General features: G+C 45.2%; 25 protein-coding genes. 21 read left to right on the forward strand and 4 right to left on the reverse strand.

From position 1 onward, the window contains the following. Nucleotides 1–42: 42 nt before the first annotated feature. The gene (gene pepV / locus QA442_RS06905; protein WP_095432448.1) at nucleotides 43–1,434 is read left to right on the forward strand and encodes a dipeptidase PepV; all 1,392 of its coding nucleotides are present in this window, start codon (nucleotides 43–45) and stop codon (nucleotides 1,432–1,434) included. 33 nt (nucleotides 1,435–1,467) lie between these two features. Here pepV and cysK read toward each other — a convergent pair whose 3' ends face one another. Further along, on the reverse strand, nucleotides 1,468–2,403 hold the full coding sequence (gene cysK / locus QA442_RS06910) for a cysteine synthase A (RefSeq protein WP_069150091.1): 936 nt from the start codon (nucleotides 2,401–2,403) through the stop codon (nucleotides 1,468–1,470). A 148-nt stretch (nucleotides 2,404–2,551) separates the two neighbouring features. On the opposite strand from cysK, the gene thpR reads away from it, so the two are divergent. From thpR to QA442_RS06935, 5 genes are all read left to right on the forward strand, one after another. Further along, complete coding sequence (thpR, locus tag QA442_RS06915) at nucleotides 2,552–3,103, forward strand: RNA 2',3'-cyclic phosphodiesterase (RefSeq protein WP_095432447.1); 552 nt, start codon at nucleotides 2,552–2,554, stop codon at nucleotides 3,101–3,103. 25 nt (nucleotides 3,104–3,128) lie between these two features. Then, entirely contained in the window at nucleotides 3,129–4,043 is a 915-nt protein-coding gene (locus tag QA442_RS06920) for a hypothetical protein (protein ID WP_095432446.1), read from the forward strand. Between the two features lie 48 nt (nucleotides 4,044–4,091). After that, the gene (locus QA442_RS06925; protein ID WP_095432445.1) at nucleotides 4,092–5,021 is read left to right on the forward strand and encodes a YegS/Rv2252/BmrU family lipid kinase; all 930 of its coding nucleotides are present in this window, start codon (nucleotides 4,092–4,094) and stop codon (nucleotides 5,019–5,021) included. A 25-nt stretch (nucleotides 5,022–5,046) separates the two neighbouring features. Next, nucleotides 5,047–7,203 (forward strand): type I pullulanase, encoded by a 2,157-nt coding sequence (gene pulA / locus QA442_RS06930; RefSeq protein WP_095432444.1) that lies wholly within the window; start codon nucleotides 5,047–5,049, stop codon nucleotides 7,201–7,203. A 179-nt stretch (nucleotides 7,204–7,382) separates the two neighbouring features. Then, nucleotides 7,383–8,180 carry a phosphotransferase family protein gene (locus QA442_RS06935; protein WP_009967993.1) on the forward strand — a complete coding sequence of 266 codons (798 nt, stop codon included), beginning with the start codon at nucleotides 7,383–7,385 and terminating at the stop codon, nucleotides 8,178–8,180. On the opposite strand, the gene QA442_RS06940 is transcribed toward QA442_RS06935, so the two are convergent. Then, nucleotides 8,181–8,459 (reverse strand): YtzH-like family protein, encoded by a 279-nt coding sequence (locus tag QA442_RS06940; RefSeq protein WP_003237926.1) that lies wholly within the window; start codon nucleotides 8,457–8,459, stop codon nucleotides 8,181–8,183. A 206-nt stretch (nucleotides 8,460–8,665) separates the two neighbouring features. Between QA442_RS06940 and trmB the strand changes: the two genes are divergently transcribed. The 3 genes from trmB (at nucleotide 8,666) to QA442_RS06955 (ending at nucleotide 12,005) form a co-directional block, all read left to right on the forward strand. Beyond that, nucleotides 8,666–9,307, forward strand: a complete 642-nt coding sequence (trmB, locus tag QA442_RS06945; protein WP_014665023.1) for a tRNA (guanosine(46)-N7)-methyltransferase TrmB — start codon at nucleotides 8,666–8,668, stop codon at nucleotides 9,305–9,307. Between the two features lie 69 nt (nucleotides 9,308–9,376). Continuing rightward, nucleotides 9,377–10,222 carry a YtnP family quorum-quenching lactonase gene (locus QA442_RS06950; RefSeq protein WP_168781205.1) on the forward strand — a complete coding sequence of 282 codons (846 nt, stop codon included), beginning with the start codon at nucleotides 9,377–9,379 and terminating at the stop codon, nucleotides 10,220–10,222. 82 nt (nucleotides 10,223–10,304) lie between these two features. Beyond that, on the forward strand, nucleotides 10,305–12,005 hold the full coding sequence (locus QA442_RS06955) for an NAD-dependent malic enzyme (RefSeq protein WP_095432443.1): 1,701 nt from the start codon (nucleotides 10,305–10,307) through the stop codon (nucleotides 12,003–12,005). A gap of 52 nt (nucleotides 12,006–12,057) precedes the next feature. Here QA442_RS06955 and QA442_RS06960 read toward each other — a convergent pair whose 3' ends face one another. Further along, entirely contained in the window at nucleotides 12,058–12,375 is a 318-nt protein-coding gene (locus QA442_RS06960) for a PepSY domain-containing protein (RefSeq protein ID WP_014477682.1), read from the reverse strand. 158 nt (nucleotides 12,376–12,533) lie between these two features. Here QA442_RS06960 and QA442_RS06965 point away from each other — a divergent pair, with 158 nt between their 5' ends. Continuing rightward, a complete protein-coding gene (locus tag QA442_RS06965; protein ID WP_014665019.1) occupies nucleotides 12,534–13,607 on the forward strand; it encodes a M42 family metallopeptidase in 1,074 nt (357 codons plus the stop codon). 56 nt (nucleotides 13,608–13,663) lie between these two features. Here QA442_RS06965 and QA442_RS06970 read toward each other — a convergent pair whose 3' ends face one another. Further along, nucleotides 13,664–14,110: a YtoQ family protein gene (locus QA442_RS06970; RefSeq protein ID WP_014665018.1), complete on the reverse strand. Its 447-nt coding sequence runs from the start codon at nucleotides 14,108–14,110 to the stop codon at nucleotides 13,664–13,666. Between the two features lie 78 nt (nucleotides 14,111–14,188). On the opposite strand from QA442_RS06970, the gene QA442_RS06975 reads away from it, so the two are divergent. The 11 genes from QA442_RS06975 to ccpA all read left to right on the forward strand — a co-directional run bounded on the left by QA442_RS06975 (nucleotide 14,189) and on the right by ccpA (nucleotide 24,672). After that, a complete protein-coding gene (locus QA442_RS06975; RefSeq protein ID WP_004399150.1) occupies nucleotides 14,189–14,305 on the forward strand; it encodes a hypothetical protein in 117 nt (38 codons plus the stop codon). A 40-nt stretch (nucleotides 14,306–14,345) separates the two neighbouring features. Then, a complete protein-coding gene (locus QA442_RS06980) occupies nucleotides 14,346–14,669 on the forward strand; it encodes a thioredoxin family protein (RefSeq protein WP_014665016.1) in 324 nt (107 codons plus the stop codon). Nucleotides 14,670–14,683: 14 nt separating this feature from the next. Further along, the gene (locus tag QA442_RS06985) at nucleotides 14,684–15,493 is read left to right on the forward strand and encodes a DUF1444 domain-containing protein (protein WP_080478262.1); all 810 of its coding nucleotides are present in this window, start codon (nucleotides 14,684–14,686) and stop codon (nucleotides 15,491–15,493) included. Between the two features lie 15 nt (nucleotides 15,494–15,508). Next, complete coding sequence (gene ytpR / locus QA442_RS06990; protein WP_069840134.1) at nucleotides 15,509–16,114, forward strand: YtpR family tRNA-binding protein; 606 nt, start codon at nucleotides 15,509–15,511, stop codon at nucleotides 16,112–16,114. 159 nt (nucleotides 16,115–16,273) lie between these two features. Further along, on the forward strand, nucleotides 16,274–19,114 hold the full coding sequence (locus tag QA442_RS06995; protein WP_095432441.1) for a DNA translocase FtsK: 2,841 nt from the start codon (nucleotides 16,274–16,276) through the stop codon (nucleotides 19,112–19,114). Nucleotides 19,115–19,363: 249 nt separating this feature from the next. After that, nucleotides 19,364–20,662 carry a UDP-N-acetylmuramate--L-alanine ligase gene (gene murC, locus QA442_RS07000; RefSeq protein WP_014665012.1) on the forward strand — a complete coding sequence of 433 codons (1,299 nt, stop codon included), beginning with the start codon at nucleotides 19,364–19,366 and terminating at the stop codon, nucleotides 20,660–20,662. Between the two features lie 161 nt (nucleotides 20,663–20,823). Beyond that, complete coding sequence (locus tag QA442_RS07005; protein ID WP_014665011.1) at nucleotides 20,824–21,246, forward strand: DUF948 domain-containing protein; 423 nt, start codon at nucleotides 20,824–20,826, stop codon at nucleotides 21,244–21,246. A gap of 29 nt (nucleotides 21,247–21,275) precedes the next feature. Then, entirely contained in the window at nucleotides 21,276–21,728 is a 453-nt protein-coding gene (locus QA442_RS07010; protein ID WP_040082123.1) for a YtxH domain-containing protein, read from the forward strand. Between the two features lie 23 nt (nucleotides 21,729–21,751). Beyond that, complete coding sequence (ytxJ, locus tag QA442_RS07015) at nucleotides 21,752–22,078, forward strand: bacillithiol system redox-active protein YtxJ (RefSeq protein ID WP_095432440.1); 327 nt, start codon at nucleotides 21,752–21,754, stop codon at nucleotides 22,076–22,078. Nucleotides 22,079–22,315: 237 nt separating this feature from the next. After that, nucleotides 22,316–23,392 (forward strand): bifunctional 3-deoxy-7-phosphoheptulonate synthase/chorismate mutase, encoded by a 1,077-nt coding sequence (locus QA442_RS07020; protein ID WP_040082124.1) that lies wholly within the window; start codon nucleotides 22,316–22,318, stop codon nucleotides 23,390–23,392. Nucleotides 23,393–23,667: 275 nt separating this feature from the next. Next, nucleotides 23,668–24,672: a catabolite control protein A gene (ccpA, locus tag QA442_RS07025; protein ID WP_095432439.1), complete on the forward strand. Its 1,005-nt coding sequence runs from the start codon at nucleotides 23,668–23,670 to the stop codon at nucleotides 24,670–24,672. The last annotated feature ends 58 nt before the right edge of the window (nucleotides 24,673–24,730 follow it).

Here is a 24,730-nt window from a genome sequence, read left to right on the forward strand (position 1 = left end):
ATTTGGTTTTTGCAAGTCATTTCTTGCGGAAAGGGGATCATTATGAACTGGGAAGTTGAAGTGATCAGAAGAAAAGAGGATTTAATTCGTGATACGCAGGAATTTTTGAGAATCAACAGTGTCATGGACGAAACAACCGCCGGACCGGGCAAACCGTTTGGAGAAGGGGTAAACGCCAGCCTGACTTCACTGCTGGAGCTTGGAGAAAAAGAAGGCTTTACAACAAAAAATCTTGATGGCTTCGCAGGTCATATTGAATGGGGCGAGGGCGATGACATTGTCGGCGTACTTTGCCATGTTGACGTCGTGCCGCCGGGAGACGGGTGGACGAGTGATCCGTTTTCAGCTGAAATCCGTAACGGGCGGATTTATGCAAGAGGGGCCATTGATGATAAAGGCCCGACAATGGCAGCATTCTACGCGCTGAAAATCGTAAAAGACATGAATTTGCCGCTGTCCAAGCGAGTCAGAATGATTATCGGAACAGATGAAGAAAGCGATTGGAGATGCGTAGAGCATTACTTCAAGCATGAAGAAATGCCAACACTTGGCTTTGCGCCTGACGCCGATTTTCCGATTATTAACGCGGAAAAAGGGATTATCGATGCTTCTTTACTTATCCCGCATGTCTCAAATCAAGCCGAGCCAAAGGCAGTGCTTGTCTCGTTTCAGTCAGGCCTCCGTTTGAACATGGTGCCTGACGCTGCTGAAGCCGTCATTGAAGGGCCGAAAAAAGAAGAGATTCTGTCTTCATTTAAAGACATGCTCCGCACGACGGATCAAAAAGGAGAAGCTGAAATAGAGAACGGACAGCTCATTTTGCGTATGTACGGACTTTCCTGCCATGCGATGGAACCGAACAATGGGATCAATGCCGGCATTTTATTGTGCGAATTTCTGCAGCAGACTGAGCTTGACGATGCAGGACTGCGGTTTGTGCAAGTGGTGACAGACAAATTCTCAGGTGATACAAGAGGAAAGAAACTGAACATCGACTGTGAGGATGAAATCAGCGGTGAGCTGACATTAAACGTCGGAACACTGCGCTATATAGAAGGGCAAGGAGGCGAGCTCGGGATCAATATCCGCTATCCTGTGACAGCAGAAAGCAAAGCGATCCGGGATGTATTCGAAAGCGCAACTGAATTTGAGCTGGGCGAATTCAAAGACAGCAAGCCGCATCATGTGTCAGCAGATCATCCGCTAGTCAAAACCCTGCAAAAGGTTTATGAAGGCCAGCTGGGTAAAAAAGCTGACTTAATCTCAATCGGCGGAGGGACGTATGCCAGATCGCTAAAAGCCGGTGTCGCCTTCGGCCCGCTGTTCCCCGGACGCCCTGACAGCGCACATCAAAAGGATGAATATATTGAAATTGATGACCTTCTTAGATCGACAGCATTATATGCGCAGGCCATTTACGAGCTTGCAAAATAAAAGGACCGGCTTCTGCTGAAGCCAGTCCTTTTTTTAAATAAATGACCATAAATCAGTTGATAAGTACCGTTCTCCTGTATCGGCTGTCATGCAGACGACAACTTTGTCAGGAGAGAGGCGTTTCGCTGTTTCGATTGCCGCGAAGCAGGCAGCGCCTGATGAAGGGCCGACAAGAATTCCTTCTTCAGCAGCAAGCCGTCTTGTCGTTGTATATGCGTCTTCATCAGAGATTTTGATAATTTCATCATAAACGTTTTCATTTAAAATCGGCGGTATAAAGCCTGGGCTCGTTCCTACAAGTTTATGCGCGCCGGGTTTTCCGCCGGATAATACAGGCGAACCCGCTGGCTCAACAACATGAACCGTGATATCCGGAAAAAGCTCTTTGAGCGCCTCACCTGTTCCGGTAATGGTTCCGCCCGTTCCAGAGGAGGCTACAAAAGCGCCGAGCGGTTTTCCGATTTCCTCTATTGCCCGGGCAATTTCAGGCGCCGTTGTTTTCCGGTGCGCATCAGGATTGGCAGTGTTATCGAACTGCATTGGAATATAGCTGTTCGGAATTTGTTCGGCAAGCTCCTTCGCTTTTTTAATGCTGCCCGGCATTCTTTCCTCTCCGGGAGTTAATACAACCTCTGCGCCGTAAGCTTTAAGCAGGTTGATCCGTTCCTTCGTCATCGTATCAGGCATGACTAAGATTGCTTTATATCCACGTGCTGCCGCATTCATAGCGAGCCCGATTCCGGTATTTCCGCTTGTCGGCTCTATAATAACTGATCCCGGCTTGAGCAAACCGTTTTGTTCAGCTTCTATGATCATTTGATAAGCTGCTCTGTCTTTCACACTGCCGCTCGGATTGAAAAATTCAAGCTTTAAATAGACTTGTGCCGCATTTTCCGGCTGAAGCCGGTTCAATCTCACTAGCGGTGTATCTCCTATCAGATCAGCTGTGTTTTCAACGATTTTCAACATTGTCATTCCTTTCTGAATAAAACAAGTGTCATATAATATCCTAACATAATAAACGTTTGTGCGAGAGTGTTTTCATACACTGTTCCTCTATCCGCACAGCCTCTTTATTGATAAAATAATAGCTGTTAAAGAAGGGAGTGTCAGACGGATGCCAGATATACGGCCTCATTATTTCATCGGCGTTCCCATACCTGAGGGAATTGCAAACCCGATTTACCAGGCTGCGAAAAACGAGCCGGTATTGACGTTTCAAAAATGGGTGCACCCGCTTGACTATCATATCACGTTAATTTTTCTCGGAGCGGCGGATGAGACACAAATAAAGAAGCTTGAAGGTTCGCTAGCCGAGATTGCTTCAGAAACCGATCCATTTTCAATTGAGTTTGGCAAGATAGATGTATTCGGCGACCGCAAAAGGCCGCGCGTTTTACACCTGGAGCCTAAGAAAAACAACACGCTTGAAAGGCTGAGGGAACATACAAAGCAGGCTGTGCTTCAGGCTGGTTTTCAAGTGGAAAAAAGACCGTATCATCCTCATATGACGCTGGCGAGAAAATGGAAAGGCGAAGAAGGATTTCCGGCTCATGTTCCGTTTGAAAGCGGCGAGGTTTCGATGAGGGCTGAGCGGTTTTCGCTCTTTCAAATACACTTGAACCAATCACCAAAATACGAGGAAATATTCAAATTTCATTTATCTTAATTCATTGCGGAGTGGAGAAACAAACATGGCACAAATCATCAAAATTCATGATTATATATCGAGATATGAGCTTGATCCGTACCATTATATCAACCAGTTTGTACGGCTGAAAAAAGAGCGCTGGCTTTCACTGGTAGAAGCGGCGGAACGCCAGCAAGAAGAAAGGCAAGCCAGTGCTGGAGAACCGGAACCGGCGCAAAAACGAAAAAAATTTTCATTGAAAAGAAGAAAAGAAGAGATAAAAGCCGATATACAAGAAGAGAGACACCAATGGTTTGAGGATGAAGAAGATATTCATGTAAGGCTCCCGAAGAGCAGGATGGCGCTTGCTTCTTTTTATAAAAGACATTTATATGATTTTCAGCTCAAATGGGCAAGCTCTACTCTTTCAGAAATATCTCAACTCTCAAACCAGGTGAAGCAGGACCGCATTTTGCGTTATCTGACCCAACAGCTGCCCGATTCTTATTTCATTATGTATAAGCCTGTGCTGAGAATTCAGCAGGCGGCGGTTGAATTAAGCATTGTGATTATTTCTCCTCTGGAAATTTATTGCGTTTCTATTTTAGAGGCCGAGGAAGACAGTGTCTACATAGGGTCTAAAAATCGTTTTTGGGACAAGAAAACAGCCTCTCAGACTGCATCAGTGTTAAATCCAGGGCTGAGCCTGTTTCGCACGGACTCTGTTGTGTCAAAGATCGTAAAGGAAAAACAGGCCGAGATTCCGGTTCGAAAATTGCTTCTGAGCAGAACGTCGTACATCGATTACCCTGAGCCGCCATATGGCTTAGAAATTGCGGATAAGCGGAGCGCGGAAGAATGGATTGAGCGGCAGAAGAAAAACACTGCTCCGATCAAACACCATCAGGTAAAGGCTGCGAAGGCTCTATTGTCTTACTGCATGTCTGACTCCCATCGCAGACAAGAGTGGCTGGAGTAAAAGAGAACGATTTGAGCGGTTTTCTCATAACATAAGCAGGTGAGAAAGATGAGCCATTGGTTTTTTATTATTAATCCGACAGCAGGACATCGAAACGGCCTGCGTGTTTGGAAGTCCATTCAAAAGGAATTGATCAAACGAAAGGTTGAGCACCGTTCGTTTTTAACTGAACATCCGGGACACGCCGAGGTGCTCGCCAGACAGATTTCAACGATACAGGAATATAAGCTGAAGCGCCTGATCGTCATTGGCGGAGACGGAACCATGCATGAAGTTGTCAACGGCCTGAAGGATGTAGACGATATTGAACTGAGCTTTGTGCCAGCGGGCGCGTATAATGATTTCTCACGGGGATTTTCTATTAAAAAAATCGACCTGATACAGGAAATTAAGAAGGTAAAGCGTCCGCTAACAAGAACCTTTCATTTAGGGAGCGTCAATTTCCTTCAGGATAAATCACAAATTCTCTATTTTATGAATCATATCGGGATTGGTTTTGACGCATATGTCAATAAAAAGGTGATGGAATTTCCGTTGAGACGGGTTTTTCTTTTTCTCCGCCTTCGATTTCTAGTGTATCCGCTTTCTCATTTGCACGCCTCAGCAACCTTTAAGCCGTTTACGTTAGCTTGTACAACGGAAGGCGAGACGCATGAATTTCATGATGTCTGGTTTGCGGTTGTATCCAACCATCCGTTTTACGGGGGAGGCATGAAGGCGGCGCCGCTAGCAAATCCCCGCGAGAAGACATTTGACATCGTAATCGTTGAAAACCAGCCGTTTTTGAAAAAATATTGGCTTTTATGTCTGATGGCATTTGGAAAACATACAAAGATGGATGGCGTTACGATGTTTAAAGCAAAAGACATTACGTTTTACACGAAGGACAAAATCCCGTTTCATGCTGACGGAGAAATCATGGGCACTACCCCGTTTCGTCTGGCATCTAGTCCTGCACCCCTCAGGATCAAAACATAAACGTGTTTGGAGGAGAGAGCTTCCGATGGTCAGCATCCGCCGCAGCTTCGAAGCGTATGTCGATGACATGAATATCATTACCGTCCTGATTCCTGCTGAACAAAAAGAAATCATGACACCGCCGTTTCGGCTTGAGACAGAAACAACAGATTTTCCTCTGGCTGTCAGGGAGGAATACTCCCTTGAAGCGAAATACAAGTACATCTGCGTATCCGACCATCCTGTGACATTTGGAAAAATCCATTTCGTCAGTGCATCCAGCGGCCACAAAACCGATCTCCAAATTGGCGCGGTCATCCGGACGGCTGCATTTGATGACGAATTTTATTATGACGGAGAGCTCGGCGCCGTTTATACTGCGGATCATACCGTATTTAAAGTATGGGCGCCTGCTGCAACCTCAGCTGCTGTCAAGCTTTCACACCCCAATAAAGGCGGGCGCACATTCCAAATGACTCGCTTGGAAAAGGGCGTCTATGCTGTTACGGTCATGGGTGACCTCCACGGGTACGAGTATGTGTTCTGCATCTGCAACAATTCAGAGTGGGCGGAAACCGTTGACCCGTATGCAAAGGCCGTGACAGTAAATGGAGAGAAGGGCGTCGTCTTGCGCCCGGATCAAATGAAATGGACTGCTCCGCTTAAGCCATTCTCAAACCCTGTGGATGCCGTCATCTATGAGACGCACCTTCGCGACTTCTCCATCCATGAAAACAGCGGCATGATCAACAAGGGAAAATACTTAGCATTAACGGAAACTGATACACAAACCGCAATTGGCAGTTCTTCTGGACTGGCGTATATAAAAGAGCTTGGTGTTACACACGTCGAGCTACTGCCGGTGAACGATTTTGCCGGAGTTGATGAAGAGAAGCCGCTTGATGCTTATAATTGGGGATATAACCCGCTTCATTTCTTTGCCCCGGAGGGAAGCTATGCCTCAAACCCTCATGATCCTCAAACGAGAAAAACAGAGCTGAAACAAATGATCAATACCCTGCATCAGCACGGTCTGCGAGTCATTCTGGATGTTGTTTTTAACCATGTGTATCATCGCGAGAATTCACCCTTTGAAAAAACAGTGCCAGGTTATTTTTTCCGGCACGACGAATTTGGGATGCCGTCAAACGGCACTGGCGTTGGCAATGATATTGCATCAGAAAGAAGGATGGCGAGAAAGTTCATTGCGGATTGCGTGGTCTATTGGCTTGAAGAATACAATGCCGACGGCTTCCGTTTTGATCTGCTCGGCATTTTAGATATTGACACCGTGCTTTATATGAAAGAGAAAGCAATTAAGGCAAAGCCCGGAATCCTGCTTTTTGGAGAAGGATGGGATCTGGCTACACCGCTGCCGCATGAACAGAAAGCTGCTTTGGCGAACGCACCAAGAATGCCCGGTATCGGTTTTTTTAATGATATGTTTCGTGACGCTGTAAAAGGGAACACCTTTCACCTCATGGCAGCAGGGTTTGCACTCGGCAGCGGTGAATCAGCGCAAGCTGTTATGCACGGGATTGCCGGCTCTTCCGGATGGAAGGCATTGGCACCGATTGTTCCGGAACCAAGCCAGTCCATCAATTATGTTGAATCACATGACAATCACACCTTTTGGGATAAAATGAGCTTCGCGCTTCCTCAAGAAAATGACAGCCGAAAGCGAAGCAGGCAAAGGCTTGCAGCCGCAATTATTTTGCTAGCCCAAGGGGTGCCGTTTATTCACAGCGGCCAGGAATTTTTCCGGACGAAGCAGGGAGTGGAAAACAGCTATCAATCCAGTGACAGCATCAACGAGTTGGACTGGGATCGGCGTGAAACGTTCAAAGAAGATGTTGACTATATCCGCAGGCTGATCTCGCTGAGAAAAGCGCATCCCGCATTCCGTCTCAGGTCCGCTGCAGACATCCGGCGCCATCTTGAATGTTTGACGCTAAAAGAACACTTTATCGCATACAGGCTTTATGATCTCGACAAGGTTGACGAATGGAAAGATATCATTGTTATCCATCATGCGAGTCCGGACTCTGTCGAGTGGAGGCTGCCAAACGATAAACCATATCGGCTTTTATGTGATCCATCAGGATTTCAGCAAGACCCCGCAGAAATTAAGAAAACGGTTGCAGTAAACGGCATCGGAACAGTTATCTTATATTTAGCATCAGATCTTAAGAGTTTTGCTTGACGAAGTTTGTGCTATAGCGCTAAAATTTAAAGGACGGCTATTGATTAGCATATGAGACTCTCAATAGCTGTCTTTTTTATTTTCATACGATTCGTACGAAAAAGGCGCTCGCTGGATAGACTAGAGACGATTCGCCTTTATTCTAAAATATTTTAAGAAATGATGGGTTGAACATTGATATGAACTGGTTGGGACAATTACTAGGTAGCGATTGGGAGATCTTCCCCGCCGGAGGAGCTACAGGAGATGCATATTATGCGAAACATAACGGGCAGCAGCTTTTTTTAAAACGTAATAGCTCACCTTTTTTAGCTGTTTTATCCGCCGAAGGCATTGTTCCGAAGCTGGTTTGGACAAAACGGATGGAAAATGGGGACGTCATTACGGCCCAGCACTGGATGACCGGCAGAGAGCTGAAGCCTAAAGACATGAGCGGACGGCCCGTTGCTGAATTGCTTCGTAAAATACACACATCAAAAGCCTTGCTGGACATGCTGAAGAGACTTGGAAAAGAACCGCTGAACCCGGGGGCTCTTTTGTCTCAGCTGAAGCAGGCTGTATTTGCTGTGCAGCAATCTTCGCCGCTGATTCAAGAAGGGATCAAGTATTTGGAAGAACACCTGCATGAAGTGCATTTCGGTGAGAAAGTCGTTTGCCATTGTGATGTCAATCATAATAACTGGCTATTGTCTGAAGACAACCAGCTGTATTTAATTGACTGGGACGGCGCCATGATCGCTGATCCGGCGATGGACCTCGGACCTTTGCTGTACCACTACGTCGAAAAGCCAGCTTGGGAGAGCTGGCTGAGCATGTACGGCATAGAGTTGACAGAAAGCCTTCGATTGCGAATGGCTTGGTATGTGTTATCTGAAACAATCACTTTCATTGCCTGGCATAAAGCAAAAGGCAATGACAAGGAATTTCATGATGCAATGGAAGAACTGCATATCCTCATGAAACGAATTGTTGACTAATCAGGAATACGAATCCATTTGCTCTACCCATTGAGACAGGCTGTTCTGATGCTCTTGTATGTGTGAGTCGATGGATTTGGACGATATTCCTGATTGGCTGTAGCGGTAAACATCCTCAAGCACGTTTTTAAAATTTGAATCAAGCTCGGTGTTTGCCATCAGTGATTTAATCACACGCTCAAGCTGCTCGTACTCTGCGACTGTTCCGCAGCAGTCCAATTGATGGTCAGTCAAGATATCCTTCAATAAATGAACTTGATGCTCATAATGTAAACCCATATCGGTACACATCCCTTCAGTATCATACGGGTTAAATTGTTCAAAACAGAGCGTTTTTATACATGTGAAAGGAGTGTTCCAGCAGACGGGACCCTCTTTTTTTATGCACTCGGCCTTAAGAGAGATACACTGGAAAAACGAGCTTGCGGGTCTTTTTAATTCATGGTATGTTGTTAGTCGAAATAATAGATAGAGGTGTCAATCATATGAGAATGCGCCACAAGCCTTGGGCTGATGACTTTTTGGCTGAAAACGCAGATATTGCCATCAGCAACCCTGCTGATTATAAAGGGAAATGGAACACAGTGTTTGGCAACGACAATCCGATCCATATCGAGGTTGGTACAGGAAAAGGTCAATTTATTTCTGGGATGGCCAAACAAAATCCCGACATCAATTATATTGGTATTGAGTTATTTAAAAGCGTCATCGTGACAGCCGTCCAAAAAGTAAAAGACAGCGAAGCGCAGAATGTAAGGCTTCTGAATATAGATGCGGACACGCTGACGGATGTGTTTGAGCCGGGTGAAGTGAAACGGGTCTACTTGAACTTTTCTGATCCTTGGCCGAAGAAACGGCATGAAAAACGCCGTCTGACATACTCCCACTTTCTCAAAAAATATGAAGAAGTAATGGGAAAAGGCGGAGCGATTCATTTTAAAACCGACAACCGCGGTTTGTTTGAGTACTCTTTGAAGAGCTTCTCTGAGTACGGCCTGCTGCTGACATACGTCAGTCTCGATTTGCATAACAGCAACCTGGAAGGCAATATTATGACAGAATATGAAGAAAAATTCTCTGCACTCGGCCAGCCGATCTATCGGGCTGAGGTTGAATGGAGAACGTAAAGACAGACTCTGGCAGGAGTCTGTTTTTTTTATGGCCCGTTTGCTACCATGATGACAGGGGGGATGAAAATGGAAACAATGAAAATTGGAAACATCACGTTGACCTGGCTTGACGGAGGCGTGACGCATATGGATGGAGGGGCGATGTTCGGCGTCGTTCCAAAGCCGCTTTGGTCTAAAAAATACCCAGTCAATGAAAAAAACCAGATTGAACTAAGGACAGACCCCATTTTGATTCAAAAAGATGGGCTTAATATCATCGTTGACGCCGGAATTGGATCAGGCAAGCTGACTGATAAACAAAAACGGAACTATGGCGTGACACAAGAGTCGAATGTGAAACCATCATTAGCTGCACTCGGGTTAACGGTTGCCGATATAGATGTGATCGCAATGACACACCTTCATTTTGATCATGCATGCGGTTTAACGGAATATGAAGGTGAACGGCTCGTCTCTGTCTTTCCGAATGCGGTGATTTATACATCAGCTGTCGAATGGGATGAAATGCGCCATCCGAATATCCGGTCGAAAAATACGTATTGGAAGGAAAATTGGGAGGCTGTAGCCGGCCAAGTCAAAACCTTTGAGGATTCTTTAACCATCACAGAGGGGATTACCATGCATCACACCGGAGGCCATAGCGACGGACACAGTGTCCTGATATGCGAGGATGCGGGTGAAACTGCTGTACATATGGCAGATCTGATGCCGACGCATGCCCACCGCAATCCGCTTTGGGTTCTGGCTTATGATGATTACCCGATGACCTCTATTCCGCAAAAGCAGAAATGGCAGGCGTTCGCAGCAGAAAAAGACGCTTGGTTTATCTTTTATCATGATGCCGAGTATCGCGCCCTTCAATGGGAGGAGGACGGAAGGATCAAAGAGTCAGTCAAGCGAATGAAGCAATAGCATATTTTTATGTTTACCCTGCATGTTTTCCGGCTAATAATGCAAACCTAGTACTAATTATGCTCAGAAAGGAAGAGGCAGGGTGAAACAATTCAAAGTAACAAACGAAGGAGACATTCAAACAACATTAAGAGGCCTTGAAGTGCTCTCTGTTCCTTTTTTGAACAAAGGTGTCGCTTTTACTGAGGAAGAAAGAAAAGAACTTGGTTTAAAAGGCTTTCTGCCGCCTAAGGTATTAACAATTGATGATCAGGCGAAAAGAGCGTATGAGCAATATTCCGCACAGCCAGACGATTTGAGCAAAAATGTTTATTTAACGGCGCTGCACGATCGGAATGAAACGCTGTTTTACCGCCTGTTAAATGACCATTTAGGGGAAATGCTTCCGATTGTCTACACACCGACAGTCGGAACGGCCATCCAGAGATACAGCCATGAATATAGAAAACCACGAGGGCTCTATCTGTCAATCGATGACCCGGACGGTATGAGAGAAGCCTTTAAACAGTATAAAGATCAAAGCGATACGATCGATTTAATAGTTGCAACTGATGCGGAAGGAATTTTAGGAATCGGTGACTGGGGCGTCGGAGGAATCGCGATTTCTATCGGCAAGCTGGCGGTTTATACGGCGGCTGCGGGCATTGATCCGAGCAGAGTGCTTGCTGTTGTTTTAGATGCGGGGACAAATCAGGAGAGCCTCCTGAACGATCCGCTTTATGTCGGCAACCAGCATTCCAGAGTGCGCGGGGAACGCTATGACCAATTTATTGACGACTACGTTGCGCTGGCGAGAGAAACATTTCCGAATGCATTGCTGCATTGGGAGGATTTCGGAGCGAAAAACGCGCGCAGCATTTTGAAACGCTATAAAGATAAAGTTTGTACGTTTAATGATGATATCCAAGGGACAGGCGCTGTTTCTTTGGCGGCAGTCTTATCCTGTGCAAAAGCGTCTAAAGTTCCGCTTAGGGATCACAGAGTTGTTATATTCGGAGCAGGAACGGCTGGAATCGGAATTGCCGAACAGCTGCGGGAAGCATTGGTGCGTGAGGGGCTGAGTGAGGAAGAATCATATCAGCGCTTCTGGTGCATAGACAGAAACGGACTGTTGACAGATGATATGGATCAGCTTCTTGATTTCCAAAAGCCGTATGCCCGTTCGGCTGATGAAGTGAAGGATTATCAGCGGAATGGAGATGGCGGAGGCATTGATCTCCTTGAAGTGGTCCGTCAGGCGAAACCGACAATCCTGATCGGGACGTCTACGGTTTCAGGTGCTTTTACTGAAGAAATTGTCAAAGAAATGGCGTCACATGTGAAACGGCCGGCGATTTTGCCAATGTCAAATCCGACAACTCTTTCTGAAGCAAAGCCGGAGGATTTAATCGAATGGACAGAAGGCCGTGCGCTGATCACGACAGGAAGCCCGTTCCCGCCAGTGGAGTATAATGGCATAACGTATCATATCGGCCAAGCGAACAACGCGCTTGTCTTCCCGGGGCTTGGTCTTGGAACGATTGTCACCAAATCAAAATTAATTACAGACAGCATGTTTGAAGCATGCGCCCGGGCGATCGCAAGTATGGTCAATGTTGGGGTGCCTGGCGCGCCGATGCTTCCGAAAGTAGAGGATTTGCGGACTGTATCGGCAACCGTTGCGGTTGAAGTTGCAAAAACCGCAATGAAGGAAGGCATCGCGACAGAAGAGCCTGAAGACATTATACAGGCTGTGCAGGATGCGATGTGGTATCCGGTATACAAACCGATTCGCGCGATATAATAAAAAAGAGCCGCTGCATAGGCAGCGGCTTCTATTTTATGCTTGTCCGGTGTTAAGAAGCGATTGTATCAATGACATCTACAATTTCCCCCGTTTTCGCATCCACCATGACTTCATACTGTTCTAATTCTCCGAAAGCTGATCGTGTAATGCCGGTTTTGTATACCTGTACCGTTTCTCCGTTAATATTGTAAGGCTCCGGCTGGGTGTAAATCCATGATCCGTCAATCGGGCCCCGCTGCTTAAAAGCGGATTTTACAATTCGAAGCGCTTTTTCTGAAGAAATATAAGGCTTCATCACATATTGTTTCACAACGACAGCCGTACAAATTCCAAGTCCTGCTCCTAAAAGAAGATGACGCAATTTCAAAATAAAGCACCTCCTGGTTGATCGTACTTTTCATTATACAGAAACAGCCAAAACCTGTTAAGCAATACGCGGCTGATTGAGCAGATTCGGTCAGGGTGCTTGGAAAACTTGATTGTTTCTAATAAAATAAAAGGACTACATAGAAATGAGGGGAAAACATGAATCAAGAAACGAAAGCGCTTTTCCAAACACTGACGCAGCTTCCCGGCGCGCCGGGCAACGAGCATCAGGTTCGTGCTTTTATGAAGCAGGAGCTAGCCAAATATGCCGATGACATCGTTCAGGACAGACTGGGAAGTGTTTTCGGAGTCAGACAAGGCGCAGAGGGTGCACCGAGAATTATGGTAGCCGGGCACATGGACGAAGTCGGCTTCATGGTGACCTCCATCACAGACAACGGGCTGCTCAGATTCCAGACACTCGGAGGCTGGTGGAGTCAGGTTTTGCTTGCGCAGCGGGTTGAAGTTCAAACAGATAACGGGCCGGTTCCGGGTGTGATTTCAAGCATACCGCCGCATTTATTGACAGATGCGCAGCGAAACCGCCCGATGGATATCAAAAACATGATGATCGATATTGGAGCGGACGATAAGGAAGACGCCATCAAAATCGGCATAAAACCGGGACAGCAGATCGTGCCTGTCTGTCCGTTTACGACGATGGCGAATGAAAAGAAAATTTTGTCAAAAGCTTGGGATAACCGGTACGGATGCGGTTTGAGCATTGAACTTTTGAAGGAATTACAAGGTAAAGAGCTTCCGAACACGCTCTATGCGGGTGCAACGGTTCAGGAAGAAGTCGGGCTAAGGGGGGCACAGACGGCTTCTCACATGATTAAACCGGACTTATTTTTCGCCCTTGATGCCAGCCCGGCAAACGATATGAGCGGAGACAAAAATGAATTTGGCCAGCTTGGAAAAGGCTTTTTGCTGCGTATTCTTGACAGAACGACAGTCATGCATCGCGGAATGAGGGAATTTGTTCTTGATATGGCTGAAACGCATGATATTCCATATCAATATTTTGTATCCGGCGGGGGAACAGATGCAGGCAAGGTTCATATTTCGAACAGCGGCGTTCCGTCAGCGGTTATCGGAATTTGTTCCCGCTACATTCATACAAACGCTTCTATCATTCATATTGATGATTATGCTGCTGCTAAGGAAATGCTCATCAAACTTGTAACAGCCTGCGATAGACAGACGGTAGATGCAATTAAGAAGAATATGTAGAATTTATATAAAAGCTTGTTGAACGAGCAGTGAACCCGGTTCGACAAGCTTTTTTCTTATTCTGTTTCAAATAGATAGGAAAGGGCCTTGATGGCTTGGTTGACGGTTTCCACCGTAATATTCGCTTTATTGGAAAGCTCTTTTAATGGATGGTGGAGTGATTCCGGCCGGATGATAATCAGAGGTTTTCCTTTTGCGATCGCATATGATGCATCCATTGCCGTGTTCCACTGTTTGTATTTTTCGCCAAACAGGGCGATCACAAAGTCTGCTTTATTCATCAGGACGGCGGTTCTGAAGTTGTTGATGTCAGAGGCTTTGTCATCCTTCAAAACGGCATTTGGCTGTACGCCCATAATGTCTTCGCCAATATTGTCTGAGCGGTCATGATTCTCCATCGGGCCGACAAACGTAATCGGCAGCTTCAGCGATTTTGTTTTCTCTTTGATTTCCTCGCGCCAATTGCTGTGGATTTCTCCTGCTAAATAGACGATAAACTCCATACTAAAATCCCTCCTTATGTATGTCCATCTGTAAATTTCACCCTCATGTACACGATGTTAAACGAAACGAGCTTGATAATGCAAATAAAATATGATAATGATAATGGGAAAGCCAATCTTACATATTCATTCGTTGCATATAAGTGGTTTTGCCTCAAGCAGTTTGGTATGATCCAAATGGACGAGTATCGATAAACAAACATGTAAGAACATAAACAACTGGAGGGATATGAAAATGAAAAAAATTGAATCAACTCAAGAGCTGGAAAAAGCGGTACAGGATGACTGGGCTGTATTTATGTTTTCTGCCGACTGGTGCCCGGATTGCCGTTTTGTAGAGCCTTTCCTGCCTGAACTGGAAGCGGATTTTCCTGAATTCACTTACTACTACGTAGACCGTGACAAATTCATTGATACATGTGCAGAGTGGGAAATTTACGGAATCCCAAGCTTTGTTGTTTTTAATGAAGGAAAAGAAGTAAATCGTTTTGTAAGCAAAGACCGCAAAACAAAAGAAGAAATCGAACAGTTTTTAACAGATTCTCTCGCTAAAGCGTAAAGGAGGACATCGGTTTGAAAATGACCTCAAGGAAGCTGTCAGATATACTGAAACAGCGCCTTCAGCACGAGAATCGCTCCTTTCTGTTTGACAGAGAAAAAGACACTCTCCGTGTTGAGGATCAAACGACAAAAAAAGGGATTACGCTCGATTTGCCGCCGATTATTGCGAAATGGGAACTGAAAAAAGACGAAGCCATTGATGAGATCGTGTACTATGTTTCCGAAGCGATGACGGCAATGGAAGGGAAGGCTCAGGAAATGACCGGGAAAGAAACTCGCATTTATCCGGTCATCCGCTCGACTTCCTTCCCGGACAAGTCCAGCGAAGATATCCCGCTCATTTATGATGATCATACCGCAGAGACAAGAATTTATTACGCGCTCGATCTCGGGAAAACATACCGTTTAATTGACCAGCGCATGCTTGAGAAAGAAAACTGGACAAAAGAACGGATCAGAGAGACGGCCGCATTTAATCTCCGTTCTCTGCCGACGGTTGTCAAAGAGGATACGGTTGCCGGCAATTACTTTTATTTCTTCAGGGCAAACGATGGATACGACGCCAGCCGGATTCTGAACGAAGCGATTTTAAATGAGTACAAGCAGCGTGCAGAAGGGGAGCTGGCGATCTCTGTTCCGCATCAGGACGTTCTGATTCTTGCTGACATCCGGAATGAATCAGGGTATGATATTCTAGGACAAATGTCGATGAGCTTCTTTGCAGGCGGCACCGTTCCGATTACCGCTCTTTCATTTTTGTACAATGAAGGAAAGCTGGAACCGGTGTTTATCCTGGCGAAAAGCCGTCCGAAAAAGGATTAGAAAGGATTTTTACTTATGAACGCTTTTTATAATAAAGAAGGTGTGGGAGACACGCTACTGATCTCTCTTCAAGATGTGACACGCGAACAATTAGGCTATGAAAAACACGGCGACGTCGTCAAAATTTTCAATAACGAAACAAAAGAAACAACGGGCTTCAACATTTTCAATGCGTCTACTTACTTGACCATTGATGAAAACGGCCCTGTTGCGCTCTCAGAAACATTCGTGCAAGATGTGAATGAGATTTTAAACAGAAACGGCGTTGAAGAAACATTAGTCGTTGATTTATCTCCGAAGTTTGTTGTGGGTTATGTAGAATCAAAAGAAAAACATCCGAATGCCGATAAATTAAGCGTATGTAAAGTCAATGTAGGAGAAGAAACGCTTCAAATCGTCTGCGGCGCGCCTAACGTTGACCAAGGACAAAACGTTGTCGTTGCCAAAGTCGGCGCTGTGATGCCTAGCGGACTTGTCATTAAGGATGCAGAGCTTCGCGGCGTTCCGTCAAGCGGAATGATCTGCTCAGCGAAAGAGCTTGATTTGCCTGACGCCCCTGCTGAAAAAGGGATCCTTGTGTTAGAAGGAGATTATGAGGCGGGAGAGGCATTTCAGTTTTAGACTCCCATAAATCCGCCCAAAAAAACGAATCATGTGAAAAGCCGCTAAGCCCCTGTTTAGCGGCTTTGTTTCTGCTGATAGCTTAATCTTTTCTGGGCCGACCAGCAGTGGTATACTAAAAACCGTCCCAGAAAACTATAAGGGAGTTAGAGATAAATTATGAGTTGGCTTCATAAATTTTTTGATTTGTTTTTAGGCGAGAGCGAAGAGGATGCTGAACGGGAGACAAAACCCGCTCAAATTCCGCAGCAACAAGAGGTGCATCATCCTGAAGGACAATTAAAAAGATTGGAAGATCCTAAAATATATTATGAATATCCAAAAGGCAAGTTCCGTTTTCCAGTCGTGCCTGACGGATACAAAAATCATGACCTGAGAAGGCGCCGCGAACCATCGGTCGAACCGAAATCCGCGCCTCGTCCAAGCGCTGCACCTTACAGAGAGCGTCCCAGCAATGAAAAAGAGCAGCATACATATCAATCATCAGAGCCGGCGAAGAAACCGTTTAAACCGACAAATATCCCTTCGCCAATCTATGGATTCAATCAAAAACCATCCGTTAAAAAGGATGTGCCGAAAAAGCCTTCTGAAACATTGAACGAACCGGATAAACCGGTAAAAGAGAAGGTAACATTGCTGTCAGAAGAGATCGAACGTGAACGCGGCTATCCTGCTTCAGACACACAGGCGCACTCCAAAAAAGAAAATCCTTTCTTTCCGGATATCCAATTTGAAAAACAGCCTTCTGGCGTTTTAAACAGAAAGGATACAGAGCATGATGAGGCGCCAGGTAATGAAGTGCCATTTGAATCAGGCCTTCAACAGCCGCAAAAAGAGGAGTCTTTCTTCCCAGCTGAACATGCCGAAGGGCCAATGCCTGAGATACTCACAGATACGGCGAATGAAGGCCTTTCAGGCAGTGAAGTAAGCCGCGAAGACATCATGCCTGCATCGGCTGAGGAAGAACAAAGGGAAGAGCAGGCAGAGCAATTTGAAGAGCCTGTTTTCTCCGCTGAACTTGATGAACAGCCAACAGCTCCTGAATCTCTGGCAGAGGCAACATCTGAGGAGGAAAAATCAGAAGAGCCGTCAGACAGCACAGTATACAATCATCACGAAAACGCGGCAGAAGGTGCTGAGTCTCCGTTCGTTCAAGAAGAACAAATGGAATTTTATCAGGAAGAACCTTCATTATTTACTGATCACGAGCATTCATCTGGAGCTCTGGATCAAACAGAAACTGAGGCGGAAGAATCAGAAGAGCCATCAGAAAGCATAATAAATAATCAGTGTGACATTCCGGCAGAATCTAAGGAAACGAAGATAGATGTTCAGCCAGACAGCCATACAGAGCTTGAGGAAACTGATCGGATGGACCAAGCTTCCAAACCGTTTTCTGCAACCCATGAAAACCGGCAGGAAATCCGGGCAGACAAACCTCACGAAGCTTCAAAAGAGCCGAAACCAAGGCCTGGTGTGCAAGAGAACAGGTCCGAACAAAACGCACCTTCTCAAAAAGGGCCATCCGTTCCTTTTAATGTCATGATGCTGAAAAGAGATACGCATAAACAGCAAAAAGCAGAGGAACGCCGCGGCAGCTATGTATTTCCGAATGTTGCACTGCTAGATGTCCCGCCAGCGCAGGTCCAAGATGATACTGCGTGGCTCGAAGAACAGCGTCAGCTTCTTGATTTGACCTTGAAAAATTTCAATGTCCGCGCCAATGTCGTCCATGTAACCCAGGGTCCGTCTGTCACGAGATTCGAAGTGCATCCTGAACCAGGTGTAAAGGTGAATAAAATCACCAACTTGTCTGATGATATTAAACTCAGTCTCTCAGCAAGAGATATTCGGATTGAAGCGCCGATTCCGGGGAAAAACACGATCGGGATTGAAGTGCCGAACCGCACGAGCAAGGTGGTTGATTTGCGCCAAATGATTCGCAGCTCAGCTTTCAGGACAAGCAAGTCACCGCTTACGGCTGCGCTGGGATTAGATATTTCGGGAAATCCTGTCGTTATCGACTTGAAGAAAATGCCGCATGGCTTGATTGCCGGCGCCACAGGCTCGGGAAAAAGCGTATGCATCAATACAATATTAGTCAGCCTGCTTTATAAAGCTGATCCGAGTGAGGTAAAGGTGCTGCTGATTGATCCAAAAATGGTCGAGCTGGCTCCTTACAATAAAATTCCTCACCTCGTCAGCCCTGTCATTACTGATGCTAAAGCGGCTACAGCTGCTTTGAAATGGGTCGTTGAGGAAATGGAGCGCCGCTATGAGCTGTTCGCCCATTCAGGTGTACGTGACATAGACCGCTTTAATCAATTAACCGGGGAACACCAAATGGGTGAAAAGCTGCCATATTTAGTTGTCATTATTGATGAGCTTGCAGATCTGATGATGGTGGCGCCAAACGATGTGGAAGAAAGCATAGCGCGGATCGCCCAAAAAGCAAGAGCATGCGGTATCCATCTTCTCGTCGCAACTCAGCGTCCGTCAGTAGATGTCATTACAGGCCTGATTAAGGCGAATATCCCGACGAGAATCGCCTTTTCTGTTTCTAGCCAGGTTGATTCCCGAACGATTATTGACATCGCCGGTGCAGAAAAGCTTCTCGGAAAAGGGGATATGCTTTTTTTGGAAAACGGCTCGGGAAAACCGGTCCGTCTGCAAGGTAACTTTGTGTCGGATCGTGAAATCGACCGCGTTGTTTCTCACGTCAGAAACCAAATGCCGCCAACCTATTTATTTGAACAAGAAGAGCTCGTAAGACAAGGATCAGCCCTGAAAGAAGAGGATGAACTGTTTTACGAAGCGTGTGAGTTTGTTGTAGAGCAAAACAGTGCAAGCACTTCAAGCCTGCAGAGAAGATTCAGAATCGGTTACAACCGGGCGGCAAGGCTGATCGATATGATGGAAGCGGAAGGCATGATCTCAGAGGCAAAAGGAAGCAAACCCCGCGAGGTGCTGATCACGGCAAGTGATTTAATAAACGAATAATATGGGTTCATTTTCACACCAAACATGGTATGATAGTGTTTAGAGCATTTAACAGCTATGTCGCTTTACAGCAGCTGCGCATAGACAAATCTTGATATCTAGGTTTAATCGGAAAGAAATAACCGGATACTGAACATAACAAAACATATAAAATACGCCGCTAAGGGAGGCTTTTCACCCGCCGCGGTCGCAAATTGAAATGAGCGTCATATACTGGGGAACAGATAGACGTTTGTTGGAGGTACAATTATGACTGTTTATCATTTTGTTGGAATAAAAGGGACAGGTATGAGTCCGCTTGCCCAAATACTTCATGATAATGGATATACTGTCCAAGGATCGGATATCGAAAAATTTATTTTTACGCAAACAGCGCTTGAAAAAAGAAATATTACGATTCTTCCTTTTAGCGCGGAAAATATTAAGCCCGGCATGACAGTTATCGCCGGAAATGCATTCCCAGACACGCATCCAGAAATAGAAAAAGCGATGTCTGACGGAATTCCGGTGATACGTTATCATAAGTTTTTAGGCGACTACATGAAAAAGTTCACAAGTGTTGCCGTTACAGGTGCACATGGCAAAACGTCGACTACGGGTTTGCTGGCTCACGTGATCCAAAATGCAAAACCGACGTCTTTCTTAATTGGAGACGGAACAGGCCAGGGAAATGAAAACAGCGAATACTTTGTGTTTGAAGCGTGTGAATACCGCCGCCATTTCTTAAGCTATCAGCCAGACTACGCGATCATGACGAATATTGATTTTGATCACCCTGATTACTTCTCAAGCATTGACGATGTATTTGACGCTTTTCAAGAGATGGCTCTTCAAGTCAACAAAGGCATTATCGCCTGCGGAGACGATGAGCATCTGCCGAAAATCCATGCGAACGTCCCGGTTGTGTATTACGGCACAGGGGAAGAAAATGATTTTCAAGCCAGAAACATCGTAAAAAGCACGGAAGGGACAACTTTCGATGTCTTTGTCCGCAATACGTTCTATGATACGTTTTATATTCCTGCGTACGGCCACCACAATGTATTAAACTCATTGGCGGTCATTGCGTTATGCCATTATGAAGAAATTGATTCCAGCATCATTAAGCATGCTCTCAAATCCTTTGGGGGCGTCAAACGCAGATTCAATGAGAAGCAGCTAGGGGATCAAGTGCTGATTGATGACTATGCTCATCACCCGACAGAAATAAAAGTGACAATTGAGGCGGCAAGACAGAAATATCCTGATCGTGAAATTGTTGCGGTATTTCAGCCTCATACATTTACGCGAACGCAGCAATTCCTTGACGAATTTGCAGAAAGCCTGAGCGGCGCTGACTGTGTGTATTTATGCGATATTTTCGGCTCAGCCCGTGAGAATGCTGGAAAGCTGACGATCGGCGATCTGCAGGGGAAAATTCATAATGCCAAGCTGATTGAAGAAGATGACACTTCTGTTTTAAAAGCTCATGATAAAGCCGTTCTCATCTTCATGGGGGCAGGAGATATCCAAAAGTATATGAGAGCCTACGAAAACGTCATGGCATAATAAAAAGCAGTGATCTCACTGCTTTTTATTTATCTGATGAGAAAGCTTATTAAAGGATTTTCTTACATAACGGAGAATAGTATGTATACAGCCCAGTACACATGTTTATGATTGAAGAAAACGGGTAAACAGCAGTATATCCTGCAGCAAGGAGGTTTGAGATGATTATTATTCTTTATTTGAGCGTTGCACTCATCGCAATTGCATTTCTCGTATTAGTGATCTACTTGTCTAAAACATTGAAGTCACTGCAGCTGACACTAAAACACGTCGCATCCACTCTTGAAGGGCTGGAGGGACAAATGAAGGGCATCACAACTGAAACAGCCGAGCTTTTACATAAGACTAACCGCCTGGCTGAAGATATTCAGGAAAAATCAGAAAAGCTGAACACGGTCGTTCATGCTGTTCAAGGGGTGGGAACTTCTGTACAGCAGTTCAATACATCCATGAAACAGGCGGCAGGGTCTGTATCGGCATCAGTTAGAGAAAATCAAGACAAGATCAATCAAGTTGTCACATGGAGCCAAGCAGCAATGGAAATTTGGGAGAAATGGAAGCAAAAGAAAAAATCAGCTCTGTAAGAGAAAAAATACCTAGAGGAGGAATAATGATGAGCAAAGATGGAATTAATAGTAAAGATTTTTTAATCGGAACTTTAATCGGGGGAATCATCGGTGCCACTACAGCTCTTTTTCTAGCGCCTAAATCAGGCAAAGAACTTCGCGACGATCTCGGCAGCCAAGCGGTTGCATTACGGGACAAAACAGATAAAATGACGGCTGATGCGAAGGAAAAAGGCACGCAATATGTCAGCATCGCAAAAGACAAAACTTCCAACATCACACAGCTTGTAGCGGATCAGTCTGGGCAGATCATGAACAAGGTAAAGGATTTAAGAGACCGTTCCAAATCTGACAAAACGGATTCATCAACAATGCAAGATATGAAGGAAGAAGCGATGCAGGCAGCCGGCGAAACAAAAGATCAAGTCCTCCAGGCGAAAGAAGATGTAAAAGACGAACTGAAAGATGCACAAAAACAGGCTGAGCATATGAATCGCTGAGCAGGGAAGGAAGAGCTTGAATCATGGCTAAACAGCTTATTCAATCTGAAGAAGAATTTAAACGGATTGCAGAACAGGAAGGCGCTTTTGTCTTCTTTAAACACAGCACCACATGCCCGATCAGCCAGGCAGCATTTCATGAGTTTGATGCCTTTGCAAAGCAGCATGAGGATGTGCCGGCTTACTATCTTCAAGTACAAGAAGCCCGGCCGCTGTCAAATTTCATCGCAGAAACATATGGGGTAAAGCATGAAAGCCCTCAAGTATTCATCATTCAGAACGGTGAAGTGAAATGGCATACCTCACATTCACAAATTACAGAGGCTGCCATTGAGCAGCATTTGTCATAGCAAAAAGCGTCCAGATATTATCTGGCGCTTTTTTTTTTGTAAAAAACCCTTGAACATTGCCCTCACATCATGTAGGATAGCTTCATAGATTACTTTATCACTTAAAAGCGTTTGGGTAATAAAGTAGAGTTTTTATAAAATTTTTTGTATTTCAGTATTTCCATTTGGAATTACTTATAGTAAGATGCATGATAACTACAAAATAAAAAATGAATGTGCAGGGAAAGGATGAAAAAAATGAGCAACACAGAGTTAGAGCTTTTAAGGCAGAAAGCAGACGAATTAAACCTACAAATTTTAAAATTAATCAACGAACGCGGAAATGTTGTAAAAGAGATCGGTAAAGCGAAGGAAGCACAGGGTGTCAACCGATTTGACCCTGTCAGAGAACGCACTATGTTAAACAATATCATTGAAAACAATGACGGTCCGTTCGAAAATTCAACCATCCAGCACATTTTTAAAGAGATATTCAAAGCCGGTTTAGAGCTTCAAGAAGAAGATCACAGCAAAGCGCTGCTTGTCTCCCGCAAGAAAAAACCTGAAGATACAATTGTTGATATCAAAGGCGAAAAAATCGGAGACGGCCAGCAAAGATTCATTGTCGGCCCATGTGCGGTAGAGAGCTATGAGCAAGTAGCTGAAGTGGCTGCAGCTGCGAAAAAACAAGGCATTAAAATTTTGCGCGGTGGAGCCTTTAAGCCTCGTACGAGCCCATACGATTTCCAAGGGCTTGGCGTAGAAGGCCTTCAAATTTTAAAACGTGTAGCGGATGAATATGATCTGGCGGTTATCAGTGAAATCGTAACGCCGGCTCATATCGAAGAAGCGCTTGACTACATTGATGTCATTCAAATCGGAGCGCGCAACATGCAAAACTTCGAATTGCTGAAAGCTGCCGGTGCAGTGAAAAAACCAGTGCTTCTGAAGCGCGGCCTTGCAGCAACGATCTCTGAATTCATCAATGCTGCTGAATACATCATGTCACAAGGAAATGACCAAATTATCCTTTGTGAGCGAGGAATCAGAACATACGAAACAGCAACGAGAAACACGCTTGATATTTCAGCTGTGCCGATTTTGAAACAAGAAACGCATTTGCCGGTCTTTGTTGATGTTACGCATTCAACAGGCCGCCGTGACCTCTTGCTTCCGACAGCTAAAGCTGCTTTAGCGATCGGTGCAGACGGTGTCATGGCTGAGGTTCACCCTGATCCGTCAGTCGCGCTTTCTGACTCTGCTCAGCAAATGGCGATTCCTGAATTCGAAAAATGGCTGAATGAACTGAAGCCAATGGTGAAAGTCAACGCTTAATTGAACAATCCAAAAGGCCGCGCCTGCGGCCTTTTTTTATGCTTTCTCGTTTATTTAGTTATAAAATCCAAGTATACGTTTTCATCATCTATAAAAACGTGTATAATTTCATGAGAAGTAATTAAATTTGATGAATAATGAAAAATAATGTACACTACTGACTTACGCTTACAAATCATAAACGACATAAATTCGGACATTATGACATTTCTCTACATAAAGTGTTTATGCTATAGATAAGGATAAGTGTATCCAGTAAAAGGAGTGGTTTTAGGATGAGCAATATTACGATCTACGACGTAGCGAGAGAAGCTAATGTAAGCATGGCAACCGTTTCCCGTGTCGTGAACGGCAACCCAAATGTAAAACCGACAACACGGAAAAAAGTATTGGAAGCCATTGACCGTCTCGGTTACCGTCCAAACGCGGTGGCAAGAGGTCTGGCAAGCAAAAAGACAACAACTGTAGGTGTCATCATTCCCGATATCTCAAGCATTTTCTATTCAGAGCTTGCGCGCGGAATTGAAGATATCGCGACAATGTATAAATACAATATTATTTTGAGCAACTCTGACCAAAACATGGAGAAAGAGCTGCACTTGTTAAACACAATGCTCGGCAAACAAGTGGACGGCATCGTGTTTATGGGCGGAAACATTACGGACGAGCATGTGGCGGAATTTAAGCGTTCCCCAGTGCCGATTGTACTTGCCGCTTCTGTAGAAGAGCAGGAGGAAACACCGTCAGTCGCTATCGATTACGAACAGGCGATTTATGATGCCGTGAAGCTTTTGGTTGATAAAGGACATACAGACATCGCGTTCGTTTCCGGACCAATGACAGAACCGATCAACCGTTCGAAAAAACTCCAAGGCTACAAACGTGCGCTTGAAGAAGCGAACCTCCCGTTTAATGAACAATTTGTAGCTGAAGGGGATTACACATATGATTCCGGACTCGAAGCACTGCAGCATCTGATGAGCCTGGATAAAAAACCGACAGCCATTCTTTCTGCAACTGATGAAATGGCACTCGGCATTATCCATGCCGCTCAGGATCAGGGCTTATCCATTCCGGAGGATCTTGACATTATCGGCTTTGATAATACAAGATTAAGCCTCATGGTTCGTCCGCAGCTTTCAACAGTTGTTCAGCCGACATATGATATTGGCGCCGTTGCGATGAGACTGCTGACGAAGCTCATGAATAAAGAGCCGGTTGAAGAGCATATCGTCGAACTGCCGCACCGTATCGAACTAAGAAAGTCAACCAAGTCATAAGAAAAACAAAGAGCAAGCTTCACCTTCATGGTGAATTCTTGCTTTTTTCATGGGGAGA

The organism is Bacillus stercoris (assembly GCF_029772985.1).
GTDB lineage: Bacteria > Bacillota > Bacilli > Bacillales > Bacillaceae > Bacillus > Bacillus stercoris.